The 13,701-nt window shown below is 59.6% G+C and carries 11 protein-coding genes; 10 read left to right on the forward strand and 1 reads right to left on the reverse strand.

The genetic code is table 11. From position 1 onward, the window contains the following. Window positions 1–152: 152 nt before the first annotated feature. Window positions 153–2,621: a ComEC/Rec2 family competence protein gene (locus RTCIAT899_RS08480; RefSeq protein WP_015339807.1), complete on the forward strand. Its 2,469-nt coding sequence runs from the start codon at window positions 153–155 to the stop codon at window positions 2,619–2,621. Here the strand turns inward: RTCIAT899_RS08480 and lexA are convergent. Further along, window positions 2,602–3,324 (reverse strand): transcriptional repressor LexA, encoded by a 723-nt coding sequence (lexA, locus tag RTCIAT899_RS08485; RefSeq protein WP_015339808.1) that lies wholly within the window; start codon window positions 3,322–3,324, stop codon window positions 2,602–2,604. The genes RTCIAT899_RS08480 and lexA overlap by 20 nt on opposite strands. Window positions 3,325–3,742: 418 nt before the next feature. Here lexA and RTCIAT899_RS08490 point away from each other — a divergent pair, with 418 nt between their 5' ends. The 9 genes from RTCIAT899_RS08490 (at window position 3,743) to lpdA (ending at window position 13,668) form a co-directional block, all read left to right on the forward strand. Continuing rightward, window positions 3,743–4,630 (forward strand): VOC family protein, encoded by an 888-nt coding sequence (locus tag RTCIAT899_RS08490; protein ID WP_015339809.1) that lies wholly within the window; start codon window positions 3,743–3,745, stop codon window positions 4,628–4,630. After that, window positions 4,627–5,466, forward strand: a complete 840-nt coding sequence (gene kdsA, locus RTCIAT899_RS08495) for a 3-deoxy-8-phosphooctulonate synthase (RefSeq protein ID WP_015339810.1) — start codon at window positions 4,627–4,629, stop codon at window positions 5,464–5,466. Before RTCIAT899_RS08490 ends, kdsA begins: the two co-directional genes overlap by 4 nt. A 148-nt stretch (window positions 5,467–5,614) precedes the next feature. After that, window positions 5,615–6,889 carry a phosphopyruvate hydratase gene (eno, locus tag RTCIAT899_RS08500; RefSeq protein WP_015339811.1) on the forward strand — a complete coding sequence of 425 codons (1,275 nt, stop codon included), beginning with the start codon at window positions 5,615–5,617 and terminating at the stop codon, window positions 6,887–6,889. A 219-nt stretch (window positions 6,890–7,108) separates the two neighbouring features. Further along, window positions 7,109–7,420 carry an FtsB family cell division protein gene (locus RTCIAT899_RS08505; RefSeq protein WP_015339812.1) on the forward strand — a complete coding sequence of 104 codons (312 nt, stop codon included), beginning with the start codon at window positions 7,109–7,111 and terminating at the stop codon, window positions 7,418–7,420. A 156-nt stretch (window positions 7,421–7,576) separates the two neighbouring features. Further along, complete coding sequence (gene pdhA, locus RTCIAT899_RS08510) at window positions 7,577–8,620, forward strand: pyruvate dehydrogenase (acetyl-transferring) E1 component subunit alpha (protein ID WP_015339813.1); 1,044 nt, start codon at window positions 7,577–7,579, stop codon at window positions 8,618–8,620. 16 nt (window positions 8,621–8,636) lie between these two features. Further along, a complete protein-coding gene (locus RTCIAT899_RS08515; RefSeq protein ID WP_015339814.1) occupies window positions 8,637–10,019 on the forward strand; it encodes a pyruvate dehydrogenase complex E1 component subunit beta in 1,383 nt (460 codons plus the stop codon). A gap of 15 nt (window positions 10,020–10,034) precedes the next feature. Beyond that, complete coding sequence (locus tag RTCIAT899_RS08520) at window positions 10,035–11,390, forward strand: pyruvate dehydrogenase complex dihydrolipoamide acetyltransferase (protein WP_015339815.1); 1,356 nt, start codon at window positions 10,035–10,037, stop codon at window positions 11,388–11,390. A 138-nt stretch (window positions 11,391–11,528) separates the two neighbouring features. After that, window positions 11,529–12,170 (forward strand): SGNH/GDSL hydrolase family protein, encoded by a 642-nt coding sequence (locus RTCIAT899_RS08525; RefSeq protein WP_015339816.1) that lies wholly within the window; start codon window positions 11,529–11,531, stop codon window positions 12,168–12,170. A 52-nt stretch (window positions 12,171–12,222) separates the two neighbouring features. Beyond that, window positions 12,223–13,668: a dihydrolipoyl dehydrogenase gene (gene lpdA, locus RTCIAT899_RS08530; protein WP_015339817.1), complete on the forward strand. Its 1,446-nt coding sequence runs from the start codon at window positions 12,223–12,225 to the stop codon at window positions 13,666–13,668. Window positions 13,669–13,701: the final 33 nt, after the last annotated feature.

A 13,701-nucleotide genomic window follows, 5' to 3' on the forward strand; every position in this document is an offset into this window, starting at 1 on the left:
GCACTGCAGAAGCGTCCTTTCGTATGCTACGCCGGGAAACCGGTCCAATTGAGCTTTGTTCCCGCCGATTTCAGTTGAATTCACTGTGTGGTGACGGCACAAATCGCGCAGAAGCTGTAATTTGGCGCGGGGGCAGTCAGCGAGTGCCTAATTTGGAGGCATCCGACCAGCAGGAAGAGAGCAGGGACGTTACCGCGTCCCCGCAACCTCGTACCATTTCCGCCGCAATTACCCTTCGCGCCAAAGCGCGACAATGGGAGCGAACACAGGATCAGGCGCCGCTGACGTCGCGTTTCCTGCGTGTTCCGAAGCGCCTTAGAACCGCTGTCCTCGGCTTGATTGCGGAGGAGGCAGCCCATGGCCGTGCTGTTCTTTTCGCGCCGATCTATATGGGTTTGGGTGCGATTATCTGGTTCGAGGCGCAAGTCGATCCGCCCCCGCAGGCGTTTCTCGCGGGCCTCGTTCTGTTTGCTTTGGGCTTTTTGCTAAAGCGCGATGCGGGCAGGCTGTTTCATCACACACTTTTCGCCGGTATGCTCATCTGCCTGGGCATGGCGCTCGCCCAGTGGGAAAGTTGGCGGGTTTCCACCGTCATGCTCGACTCGGCCGTGACGACCACCGTGACCGGGCAGATTGAGCGACGGGAATCCTATGACAATGGGCGCTGGCGCTATGTCGTCCGCGTCGAGGCAACGGAAAAACCCTCTATCCGCCGCGCGCCGCAGCGGGTTACGGTCTTCGTGCGCAAGCAGGCGGAACCGTTCGATCTGGGGGATCGGATCCGGGGCAGGGCGCGCCTGACGCCTCCGGCCGGACCGGCATTGACGGGTCTCAACGATTTTGCCTTCAGCTCTTATTTCAACGGCATCGGCGCGAATGGCTTTGCCTACGGAACGCCGGAATTATTATCACCATCCGGTGACAATGCTGCCGGCTCGTTACTGGATGCGGCCGATATCTGGCTCGCTGGCCTGCGCAACAGCATCGGCGACCGCATCAGGCAAACCTTGGCCGGCGACACCGGCGCCTTTGCAGCAGCGCTTGTCACCGATGAGAGACGTGCGATCTCGAAGGATACGACCGAAGCCCTGAGAATTGCCGGCCTGACCCACATCATTGCAATTTCCGGTCTCAACATGGCGCTGTCGGCTGGCATCTTCTATGTCGGTCTGCGCTATTTCTTCAGCCTGTTTCCCGGTGTCGTGCAGGCCTGGCCGACGAAGAAGTTCGCAGCCTTCGGCGCGCTTCTAACGGTAACTGCCTATTACCTGATTTCCGGATTCGGCGTCTCCGCCGAACGCGCCTTCATCATGATGGCGATCATGCTGGTGGCCGTGCTTTTCGACAGGCCATCCATCAGCTTGCGCAATGTGGCGCTCTCAGCCATCGTCATCCTAGTCTTGTCACCGTCGCAGGTACTCGGTCCCAGTTTCCAGATGTCTTATGCCGCTACGCTGGCGCTGGTATCAGGCTATTCGCTCTGGAAGCGACGGCGGCATCGCGAAAACATCCTGCCGCGCATCCGTCTGTTAAGTCCGCTACTGTTCGTCACACGCTTCTTTGGAGGCGTGATGTCGACCTCGTTCATCGGCGGTGCGTCGACAGCCATTTTCTCGATCGAGCATTTTCACCGGTTGGCGACATATGGACTTGCTGCCAACCTTGCGGCCATGCCCGTCGTCTCTTTCATCGTCATGCCCTTCGGCATGATGGCGATGCTGCTGATGCCTTTCGGAATCGATGGACCATTCTGGAAAGTCACCGGTGAGGGACTGGAGCTTGTGATCGTCATCGCGAAAACGGTGGCGGGATGGGGAGGCGATATCACCTTCGGCCGCCAACCCGGCTGGCTGATGCCGACTTTCATCGCCGGATTCCTGATCATGAGCATGTTGCGGACCCGGCTTCGCCATCTGGGCCTGTTGCTGCTGCTGTCATCTGTCGGGGTGGCCGCGTTCGGCTCTGGTGTGCCGAAGCCGGATCTGATGATCTCGGAAGATGGCATTCTGGTTGCCTTGCGCCAGGACGATATCCTCGCCACCAATCGCGAGAGACCGCAGGCCTTCATCTTCGAGCAATGGCAGAAAGCGCTCGTCGCGGCCGAACATCAACCGCCGACCATGCTTCCGACCGATAGCCGGCTTCCGCAGATCAGTAAGACGGATCGGCATAAGCGATTAAGCAACGAAGAGCAGAAGGCGGTCCGCACCGCAATGGAAGAAGCTTTAGACCGCACCATGCAAGGCAGCTTTGCTTGTCAAAAGGGAGCATGGTGTGTGGCCGTGCTCGAAAACGGCGCCATACTGGTCACCATCGAGAACGCAGCCTATCTGCCCGCGGCTTGCGACACCGGGAGCATTGTTGTGACGCCAATCCGGCTGCGGCTGGACCATTGCCGTTCCGGAGCAACGCTCATAACCGGCGCGACATTGCGCAAAACCGGCTCCATCGAAATGGTGCTTACCTCAGACAAGCCCATTACATCAGCCGCATTCAACAACCCGCAGCGCCCATGGACCAGGCATCGAACCTATGATTGGCGCACCGGCAAATTCGACGCGCCAATTGCAAAGGCACCACCAGTCCTAGACAATTCACCGGTCAGTGATAGCGACGAATAAGGCCAACGAGCTTGCCCTGAACCTTGACGCGATCCGGCCCGAAGATGCGGGTTTCATAGGCTGGGTTCGCGGCTTCCAGCGCGATGGAGGCACCCTTGCGACGGAAGCGCTTCAAGGTAGCTTCTTCATCGTCGACGAGTGCAACGACGATATCGCCGGGATTGGCCGTGGTCGAATTGCGGATAATGACCGTATCGCCGTCGAAAATTCCGGCGTCGATCATCGAATCCCCTCGAACTTCAAGCGCATAATGTTCGCCGGAGCCGAGCATGTCCGCGGGAACGGTAATGTCGTGCGTATTGTTCTGGATGGCCGAGATCGGAACGCCGGCTGCGATGCGACCCATCACCGGCACGGACGCCGAGCCATTATGATCGTCATTTGCCACCTTCGACGGAGCGGGCGGGGCAACGGGCTGCGGCTTGCCGAGGCTGCCTTCGATGACGCTCGGTGAAAAGCCGCGACGCGGCTGAAGGCTGGGATTATAGGCATCCGGGAGCTTGATGACTTCAAGGGCCCTGGCCCTGTTCGGCAGCCGGCGGATAAAGCCGCGCTCCTCCAGCGCCGTGATCAGACGATGGATACCGGATTTGGATGCCAAATCCAGTGCATCCTTCATCTCGTCGAAGGACGGCGGAACACCGGATTCCTTCATGCGTTCGTGAATGAAGAGAAGCAGTTCCTGCTGCTTGCGCGTCAACATCGTCTTGGTACCCCAGAATCAAGAAAAGCCGTGAAACAAATCCAGAACGGACACTATATGTTCCATATGTGTTCCGCAAGTGCTTAAATTTCGGTAAAGCCTTGTAGTGTCAGTTAAATAATTACGACTTGCGAATGGATCGGCTTAGGATGTTGAGACGCTATATAGGCTACAACTATTTGAAAAATATAGGAAATGTCGCCATTTCCGTTATCAGGTTTTACTGCTCGGTCGACGTATTCAGGAAGCGGATCCATATTGGACGTCATTGCTCACGCGCGCTGGGGGTGAGAATCAGCAATCACGTTTGCGAGATTGCTTTCGGTCCTGCCCCTATGCGTTGAGTGTTCCATGCTCCTATCTTGAATTGCGCGGGGGATGGGCGCAAATCTGCTGCCACAGGCAAACAGGAGGAACCATGATTTCGTCACCGCATCCGCTGGATCATCTCGTGCTGCCAACCGTCGATATCGCTCTGGCGCGCGAACGCCTCGGCAAGCTCGGTTTCACGGTGGCTTCGGATGCGCTGCATCCCTTTGGCACGCAGAACGCCTGCGTCTTTCTTGCCGATAAAACCTATCTGGAGCCTTTGGGCGTGGCATCTCCGGAGCAGTGCGAGAAGAGCATCGTGGATGGCAATGTTTTCGTCGCGCGCGATCAGGCTTATCGTTTCCGGGTGGGGGAAGATGGTTTTTCGGCCGTGGTGTTTGGCACGGATGATGCGATGGCGGATGACGAGCGCTTCAACGAGGCGGCGATTTCCGCCGGGCGAATGCTGGACTTCTCCCGTCCGATGAAGATGCCGGACGGAACGGAAACCACGGCCGGCTTTCGTCTCGCCTTTGCCGCTGATCTGCGTGCGCCGGATTTTCTCGCCTTCTGCTGTCAGCGCATCAATCCGCTGCCGGCTGATCGCAGCGTGCTTGAGCGTCACGAGAACTGCGTGACCGGCATTGCGCGGGTAGCGCTTTGCGCGCTGCAACCGGCCGTCTATCGCCGCTTCTTCGAAGACGTTGTCGGCAGCCCGCAAATAACGGAGCATTCCTTCGGTTTGACCATCAAGGCGGCGAACGCCGATCTGGAGATTTTGACGCCGGAAGGAATGGAGGTGTTCTATGATCTGCCTGTTCGCACGAATGATCCGGGGCTCAGAGCGCGGGCAATCCTTTTCAAGACACGCGATCTTTCCGTGACATCGTCGCATTTCACTGCTAACGGCGTCACCTATACGCGTAAGAACAATCGTCTATTGGCGAGGTTGGCGCCCGGTCAGGGCGCATTGTTTGCCTTTGAGGAGATAAAATGAGCACAAATTCCGAAGTCACCGTCGGCGAGGGTGCCTCCAAGGTCCTTTTTTCCAATACTGCAAAGCTGTCCCTGATCGCCGGCCCCTGTCAGATGGAAAGCCGCGATCATGCCTTTATGATTGCCGGCGTGCTGAAGGAACTCTGCGGCAAGCTCGGCATCGGCCTTGTTTACAAGTCGTCCTTCGACAAGGCGAACCGCACATCGCTGTTGGGCAAGCGCGGCATCGGGCTGGAAAAGGCGCTGGAAGTCTTTGAAGACCTGAAGAAGGAATATGGCTTCCCGGTCCTGACCGACATCCACACGGAAGAGCAGTGCGCCATCGTTTCCAAGACGGTCGATATCCTGCAGATCCCGGCTTTCCTGTCGCGCCAGACAGACCTTTTGGTTGCCGCTGCCAAGACCGGCCGCGTGGTCAACGTCAAGAAAGGCCAGTTCCTGGCGCCATGGGATATGAAGAACGTGCTTGCCAAGCTGAACGAAAGCGGCAATCCGAATATTCTTCTTTGCGAGCGCGGCGCCTCCTTTGGCTATAATACCCTTGTTTCCGACATGCGCTCGCTGCCGATCATGGCGGCGATGGGCGCGCCCGTCATCTTCGACGCGACGCATTCCGTGCAGCAGCCGGGCGGGCAGGGCGGTTCGACCGGCGGCGATCGCCGGTTCGTCGAGACGCTGGCGCGCGCCGCCGTTGCCGTCGGTGTCGCAGGCGTTTTTGTCGAGACGCATGAGGACCCGGACAATGCACCGTCCGACGGCCCGAACATGGTCTATCTGAAGGATATGCCGAGGCTTCTGGAGAAGCTGCTGGCCTTCGACGCCATCGCCAAGGCCTGAAACATAGCCGGCATTCAACAGGCTGACATGAACTTGCGTTACGGGCCTGCAGGAGTGCCAAATCGCGGCGCGGATCGCCATTGAAATTTCCGCGCCTTCGATTAAGACGATTTAAATCGATTTATAAACCAGCGAGCAGGGAGCTATCATGACCGCAATCACCGACATTATCGCCCGCGAGATTCTCGACAGCCGTGGCAATCCGACTGTCGAAGTCGATGTCTACCTCGAAGATGGCAGCTTGGGCCGCGCGGCGGTTCCGTCGGGTGCGTCGACCGGTGCACATGAAGCCGTCGAGCTTCGCGATGGCGGCAAGCGCTACCATGGCAAGGGTGTCGAGAAGGCCGTCGAAGCCGTCAATTCGGAAATCTTCGACGCGATCGGCGGCATGGATGCCGAAAACCAGATCCAGCTCGACAACATCATGATCGAGCTCGACGGCACGCCGAACAAGTCGCGCCTCGGTGCCAACGCCATCCTCGGCGTCTCGCTCGCCGTTGCCAAGGCTGCTGCCCAAAGCGCCAACCTGCCGCTCTACCGTTATGTCGGCGGCGCTCACGCCCGCCTGCTGCCGGTTCCGATGATGAACATCATCAACGGTGGCGCCCACGCCGACAACCCGATCGACTTCCAGGAATTCATGATCCTGCCGATCGGCGCTGACTCGATCCGCGAAGCCGTCCGCATGGGTTCGGAAGTCTTCCACGTTCTGAAGAAGGAACTGGCATCGCAGGGCCACAACACCAACGTTGGTGACGAAGGCGGTTTCGCACCGGGCCTTTCCAGCGCTCCGGCAGCTCTCGACTTCATCATGAAGTCGATCGAGAAGGCCGGCTACAAGCCGGGCGAAGAAATCGCTCTCGGTCTCGATTGCGCCTCGACCGAATTCTTCAAGGATGGCAAGTACGTTCTCGAAGGCGAAGGACGCACGCTGGAATCCGGCGCCATGGCTGAATACCTCGCAGAACTCGCAGCCAAGTATCCGATCGTTTCGATCGAAGACGGTATGGCTGAAGACGATTGGGAAGGCTGGAAGACGCTGACCGACCTCATCGGCAAGAAGACGCAGCTCGTCGGCGACGACCTGTTCGTCACCAACTCTGCCCGCCTGCGCGATGGCATCGGCATGGGCGTTGCCAACTCGATCCTCGTCAAGGTCAACCAGATCGGCTCGCTGACCGAGACCCTCGACGCCGTGGAAACTGCGCACAAGGCGAACTACACCGCCGTCATGTCGCACCGCTCCGGCGAAACGGAAGATTCCACGATCGCCGATCTCGCTGTCGCCACCAACTGCGGCCAGATCAAGACCGGCTCGCTGTCGCGTTCGGACCGTCTTGCCAAGTACAACCAGCTCATCCGTATCGAGGAAGCGCTCGGCCCGCAGGCAAAATATGCCGGCCGCTCAATCCTGCGCGGCTGATATCTGATTGGTCGGATCCATCTGGATCCGCGGCCAGATTGTTCGCTTGGATCGAACCGCGCCTTCGGGCGCGGTTTTTTGTTGACCCTGGCAGTTAGAGTCAACGGACGGTTAATCTCTGCCGGTTATCTTGGCTCCAGGTATTTGATTTCATATGATCTTGTTTGGGCCGAATGGGCTTTGAGGAGATCGCGTAAAGCTAGAGCGTGACGAGCGAGTATGTGGACAAAGTATCATAAGAAGAGAAGGTTCGGCCGTCTCATCCTTCCCGCCATCACCATCGCTTTTGTGAGCTACTTCGGTTATCATTGCATTCATGGCGATTACGGCCTGAAGGCGACTGAGGTTTTCGAGCAGCGCCGCGTCGACCGTGCAAAAGAGCTGGCTGATCTTGTCGCCAGGCGCGAGCACCTTGAAAAGGAGGTTGCGCTGTTGAGCGATGGCTCTCTGGATAAGGATATGCTCGATCAATATGCGCGCTACCAGTTGACCTATTCCAAGGCGAACGAGATCGTCATCTTCAATAAATAGCCACAATTAACTGAATTCCGGTTAATTGCATTTTTATGATTTATATCAATAACTTGCAGTGAATATGAGCCATGCAATTATAGCATTGCTGTGGCGGACAATCTTCCCTATGTTACGCCTCACCAAAAACGAGGCTACTCACACAGGGAGGGTTGAATGGCGCCGCGAAAGAACGCGACCGTTTCCAGCCGTAAAACAGCATCAAGGCCAGCCAAGGAAACCAATGGCGGCCCGATCGCAGATTTCGATCGTGATGCGGAGCTCAAGGCTTATCGTGAGATGCTCCTGATCCGCCGCTTCGAAGAGAAGGCCGGCCAGCTTTACGGCATGGGCTTCATCGGCGGCTTCTGTCACCTTTATATCGGCCAGGAAGCAGTCGTCGTCGGCATGCAGCTGGCGCTGAAGGATGGCGACCAGGTCATTACCGGCTATCGCGACCATGGCCATATGCTGGCGACCGGCATGAGCGCGCGCGGCGTCATGGCCGAGCTCACCGGACGCCAGGGCGGCTATTCCCGAGGGAAGGGCGGCTCCATGCACATGTTCTCCAAGGAAAAGAACTTCTACGGCGGCCATGGCATCGTCGGCGCCCAGGTTTCGCTCGGCACCGGCCTTGGCTTTGCCAACTGGTATCGCGGCAATGACAATGTCAGCGTTGCCTATTTCGGCGACGGTGCTGCCAACCAGGGGCAGGTCTACGAAAGCTTCAACATGGCGCAGCTCTGGAAGCTGCCGGTTATCTTCGTGATCGAAAACAACCGCTACGCCATGGGCACCTCGACGGCTCGCGCCACCGCGCAGGCCGATTTCTCCAAGCGTGGCGCCTCCTTCGGCATTCCCGGTATTCAGGTCGACGGTATGGACGTCCGCGCCGTCAAGGCTGCGGCTGACGAAGCCGTTGCGCATTGCCGCTCCGGCAAGGGCCCGATCATCCTGGAAATGCTGACCTACCGCTACCGTGGTCACTCCATGTCCGACCCGGCGAAGTACCGTTCCAAGGACGAAGTGCAGAAAATGCGCTCCGAGCACGACCCGATCGAGCAGGTCCGTATTCGCTTGCTCGAAAAGGGCTGGGCGACCGAGGACGATCTGAAGGATATCGACAAGGATGTCCGCGATATCGTCGCAGACAGCGCCGATTTCGCCCAGAACGATCCGGAGCCGGATGCATCCGAGCTCTACACCGACATTCTGCTCTAAATCGGGGAGGGACACTATGCCCATCGACATTCTCATGCCCGCCCTTTCTCCGACTATGGAAGAGGGTACCCTTTCGAAATGGCTCAAGAAGGAAGGCGACAAGGTCGTTTCCGGTGACGTCATTGCCGAAATCGAAACCGACAAGGCTACCATGGAAGTGGAAGCCGTCGACGAAGGCACGATCGGCAAGCTGCTGATCGACGCCGGCACCGAAGGCGTCAAGGTCAACACCAAGATCGCCATCCTCCTGCAGGACGGCGAATCCGCAGACGCTATTTCGTCCGCAAAGGCTGCACCTGCTGCCGAGCCGGCAAAGACCGAAGCTCCTGCCGCCGCTCCGGCGCCGGTCGCTGCACCGGTCCCGGCCCAGCCAAAGGCTGCCGCTCCTGCCGATCCGGAAATTCCAGCTGGCACGGAACTGGTATCGATGACGGTGCGTGAAGCGCTGCGCGACGCCATGGCCGAAGAAATGCGCGCCAACCCGGACGTCTTCGTCATGGGTGAAGAAGTTGCCGAATATCAGGGCGCCTACAAGGTGACCCAAGGCCTGCTGCAGGAGTTCGGCGCACGTCGCGTCATCGACACCCCGATCACCGAGCACGGCTTTGCCGGTATCGGCGTCGGCGCTGCGATGGCGGGTCTTCGCCCGATCGTCGAGTTCATGACCTTCAACTTCGCCATGCAGGCGATCGACCAGATCATCAACTCCGCTGCCAAGACGCTCTACATGTCCGGCGGCCAGATGGGCGCTCCGATCGTGTTCCGCGGCCCGAACGGCGCTGCTGCCCGCGTCGGCGCTCAGCACAGCCAGGACTATGCCGCCTGGTACAGCCACATTCCGGGCCTTAAGGTCGTCATGCCCTACACGGCAGCCGACGCCAAGGGCCTGCTCAAGGCTGCGATCCGCGATCCGAACCCGGTCATTTTCCTTGAGAACGAAATCCTCTACGGTCAGCATTTCGATGTGCCGAAGCTCGATAACTTCGTTCTGCCGATCGGTAAGGCCCGCATTCATCGTCCGGGCAAGGACGTGACGGTCGTCTCCTTCGGCATCGGCATGACCTATGCCACGAAGGCCGTCGCCGAGCTGGAAGCCCAGGGCATCGATGTCGAACTCATCGACCTGCGCACCATCCGCCCGATGGATCTTCCGACCATCATCGAATCGGTCAAGAAGACCGGCCGCCTGGTCACCGTCGAGGAAGGCTATCCGCAGTCCTCCGTCGGCACGGAAATCGCCACGCGCGTCATGCAGCAGGCCTTCGATTATCTCGATGCGCCGATCCTGACGATCGCCGGCAAGGACGTACCCATGCCATACGCCGCCAACCTCGAAAAGCTGGCGCTCCCGAGCGTTGCCGAAGTGGTCGATGCGGTGAAGGCCGTTTGCTACAAGTAAGGGGAGGGCTCATCGATGCCTATCAACATCACTATGCCTGCCCTCTCGCCGACCATGGAAGAGGGTAACCTCGCCAAGTGGCTGGTCAAGGAAGGCGACAAGATCAAGTCCGGCGATGTCATCGCCGAGATCGAGACTGACAAGGCAACGATGGAAGTCGAGGCTGTCGATGAGGGCACGGTCGCCAAGATCGTCGTTCCCGCCGGCACTGAAGGCGTGAAGGTCAATGCCCTGATCGCCGTGATCGCTGCCGATGGCGAGGATGTCGCTGCTGCAGCATCAGGCGCTGGTGCCGCTGCTGCTCCGGCAGCCAAGGAAGCTCCGAAGGCGGAAGCAGCCCCTGCGGCCGCTCCGGCAAGCATTGCGGCTCCTGCCGCAGCAGCCCCGGCTCCGGCTGCATCGGCTCCTGCCGCAAACGACGGTCATCGCACCTTTGCTTCGCCGCTCGCACGCCGTCTTGCCAAGGAAGCCGGCATCGATGTGACTGCAGTCTCCGGCACCGGCCCGCATGGCCGCGTGGTCAAGAAGGATATCGAAGCTGCCGTTTCCGGCGGCACCGCCAAGGCCGCTCCTGCAGCAGCACCGGCTGCACAGCCGGCCGCGGCTGCTGCTCCGGCCGCTGCGAAGGGCATGTCCGACGACGCCGTGCTCAAGCTGTTCGAGCAGGGTTCCTACGAGCTCGTGCCGCATGACGGCATGCGCAAGACGATTGCAAAGCGCCTGCAGGAATCCAAGCAGACGATCCCGCACTTCTACGTTTCGGTCGATTGCGAACTCGACGCGCTGCTGGCGCTCCGCACGCAGCTCAACGATTCCGCTCCGAAGTCGAAGGACGGCGTCCCGGCCTACAAGCTCTCGGTCAATGACATGGTCATCAAGGCCCTGGCGCTGGCATTGCGCGATGTTCCGGATGCCAATGTCTCCTGGACCGACAGCGCCATGGTCAAGCACAAGCATGCCGATGTCGGCGTCGCCGTCTCCATTCCGGGCGGCCTGATTACCCCGATCATCCGCAGCGCCGAGCAGAAGACGCTCTCCACCATCTCCAACGAGATGAAGGACTACGGCAAGCGCGCCAAGGAGCGCAAGCTGAAGCCCGAGGAGTATCAGGGCGGCACCACCGCAGTGTCGAACATGGGCATGATGGGCGTGAAGAACTTCGCCGCCGTCGTCAACCCGCCGCATGCGACCATCCTGGCCGTCGGCGCGGGCGAGCAGCGCGTCATCGTCAAGAAGGGCGAAATGGTGATTGCCAACGTGATGACCGTCACGCTGTCGACCGACCACCGCGCCGTCGACGGTGCGCTCGGCGCCGAGCTCCTGGCAGCCTTCAAGGGCTACATCGAAAATCCGATGGGGATGCTCGTCTGAGCCTAGAGCCGGATGATTTTAGGTCGAATCGACCTAAAATTTGAATCCGCTCTAGAAACAAATAGGTAGAGCGTGATGTCGCCCGAAAACCGCTTACACTTTTCGGCATCACGCTCTGGTCGCAACACGGAGGCATGAATGACCAAGACTGTTCTGTGTTACGGCGACTCGCTGACATGGGGCTACAGTGCCGAAACGGTCGGCCGTCATGCCTATGAAGATCGGTGGCCGAGCGTGCTGCAAAGGGCGCTCGGCGATCAGGTCCGTGTGATTCCTGAGGGATTGAACGGCCGGACGACAGCCTTCGACGATCATCTCGCCGATTGCGACCGCAACGGCGCGAGGATCCTGCCGACGATCCTGCAGAGCCACAATCCCCTTGATCTCGTCATCATCATGCTCGGCACCAACGATATGAAGCCCGTCGTCGCCGGTTCGGCCTTTGCCGCTCTGCAGGGCATCAGCCGCCTGGTCCAGCTGGTACGCAATCATGCCTGGGGGTTCGACTACGAGGTGCCCGATATCCTCATCGTCGCCCCGCCGGCAATCACCGAGACCGCCAATGCCGCCTTTGCGGCAAGCTTTCTTGGTGCAGTCAAGGAATCGAGCAAGCTGCCGACGCTCTATAGCGATCTGGCGGACGAACTCGGATGCGGCTTCTTCGACGCTAACACGGTCGCTGTGACCACGCCGCTCGATGGCGTTCATCTCGATGCGGAAAACACCCGAGCGCTCGGTCGCGGCCTCGAGCCGATCGTGCGGATGATGCTCGGTCTCTGATAGATTCAAGGCGCCGGCTCCGATCCGCCGCCAGCAATAAGGCAGGAAACACATGGCTGAGAATTACGACGTCATTATCATCGGCTCCGGTCCGGGCGGTTATATCGCCGCCGTGCGTGCCGGGCAGCTTGGCCTGAAGACCGCGATCGTCGAGCGCGAGCACCTGGGCGGCATCTGCCTCAACTGGGGCTGCATTCCGACGAAAGCGCTGCTCCGTTCCGCTGAAATCCTCGATCATTCCAACCATCTGAAGGACTACGGCCTCGTTCTCGAAGGCAAGGTCAGCGCGGATGTGAAGGCCGTCGTTGCCCGCTCGCGCGGCGTCTCCGCTCGTCTGAACCAGGGCGTCGGTTTCCTGATGAAGAAGAACAAGGTCGACGTGATTTGGGGTGAGGCGAAAATTACGAAGCCTGGCGAGATCGTCGTCAGCAAGTCGACCAAGCCGGTCGTCGAGCCGCAGCATCCGGTGCCGAAGAACGTCAAGGGCGAGGGCACCTACACCGCCAAGCACATCATTGTCGCGACCGGCGCCCGTCCGCGCGCTCTGCCCGGCATCGAGCCGGACGGCAAGCTGATCTGGACCTATTTCGAAGCGCTGAAGCCGGATTTCCTGCCGAAGTCGCTGCTCGTCATGGGCTCAGGCGCCATCGGCATTGAATTTGCAAGCTTCTATCGCTCGATGGGCGTTGACGTTACCGTCGTCGAAGTCATGCCGACCATCATGCCGGTCGAAGACGCCGAAATCTCCGGCATTGCCCGCAAGCAGCTCGAAAAGCGCGGCCTGAAGATCTTCACCAAGGCGAAGGTCACGAAGGTCGACAAGGCTGCCAACAGCATCACCGCCCATGTCGAAACCGAAGACGGTAAGGTTCAGCAGATCGTTGCCGACCGCATGATCTCGGCCGTCGGCGTCCAGGGCAATATCGAGAACCTCGGCCTCGAGGCGCTCGGCGTAAAGACCGACCGCGGCTGTGTCGTCATCGACGGCTACGGCAAGACCAATGTTCCCGGCATCTATGCGATCGGCGACGTTGCCGGCCCGCCGATGCTCGCTCACAAGGCCGAGCACGAAGGCGTCGTCTGCGTCGAGAAGATCGCCGGCCTGCCCAACGTTCATCCGACCGACAAGAGCAAGGTTCCGGGCTGCACCTATTGCCAGCCGCAGGTTGCTTCCGTCGGCCTCACGGAGGCCAAGGCCAAGGAACTCGGCCGCGATATCCGCGTCGGCCGCTTCTCCTTCGTTGCCAACGGTAAGGCGATCGCGCTTGGCGAAGATCAGGGCCTCTGCAAGGTCATCTTCGACAAGAAGACCGGCGAGCTTCTAGGCGCGCACATGGTTGGCGCCGAAGTGACCGAGCTCATCCAGGGTTTCGTCGTCGCCATGAACCTGGAGACGACCGAAGAAGAGCTGATGCATACGATCTTCCCGCATCCGACCGTTTCGGAAACGATGAAGGAAGCCGTGCTGGATGCCTATGGCCGGGTGCTGAACGCTTGATAATTTCCTGCCATGCCCTTTATCCAGGGGGTG

Source organism: Rhizobium tropici CIAT 899 (assembly GCF_000330885.1).
GTDB classification, from domain to species: domain Bacteria; phylum Pseudomonadota; class Alphaproteobacteria; order Rhizobiales; family Rhizobiaceae; genus Rhizobium; species Rhizobium tropici.

Excerpts from the sequence above, each read along its gene's own strand:
- lexA (WP_015339808.1), bottom strand. The coding sequence starts at position 3,324 with ATGTTGACGCGCAAGCAGCAGGAACTGCTTCTCTTCATTCACGAACGC.
- RTCIAT899_RS08490 (WP_015339809.1), top strand. The coding sequence starts at position 3,743 with ATGATTTCGTCACCGCATCCGCTGGATCATCTCGTGCTGCCAACCGTC.
- kdsA (WP_015339810.1), top strand. The coding sequence starts at position 4,627 with ATGAGCACAAATTCCGAAGTCACCGTCGGCGAGGGTGCCTCCAAGGTC.
- eno (WP_015339811.1), top strand. The coding sequence starts at position 5,615 with ATGACCGCAATCACCGACATTATCGCCCGCGAGATTCTCGACAGCCGT.
- RTCIAT899_RS08505 (WP_015339812.1), top strand. The coding sequence starts at position 7,109 with ATGTGGACAAAGTATCATAAGAAGAGAAGGTTCGGCCGTCTCATCCTT.
- pdhA (WP_015339813.1), top strand. The coding sequence starts at position 7,577 with ATGGCGCCGCGAAAGAACGCGACCGTTTCCAGCCGTAAAACAGCATCA.
- RTCIAT899_RS08515 (WP_015339814.1), top strand. The coding sequence starts at position 8,637 with ATGCCCATCGACATTCTCATGCCCGCCCTTTCTCCGACTATGGAAGAG.
- RTCIAT899_RS08520 (WP_015339815.1), top strand. The coding sequence starts at position 10,035 with ATGCCTATCAACATCACTATGCCTGCCCTCTCGCCGACCATGGAAGAG.
- RTCIAT899_RS08525 (WP_015339816.1), top strand. The coding sequence starts at position 11,529 with ATGACCAAGACTGTTCTGTGTTACGGCGACTCGCTGACATGGGGCTAC.
- lpdA (WP_015339817.1), top strand. The coding sequence starts at position 12,223 with ATGGCTGAGAATTACGACGTCATTATCATCGGCTCCGGTCCGGGCGGT.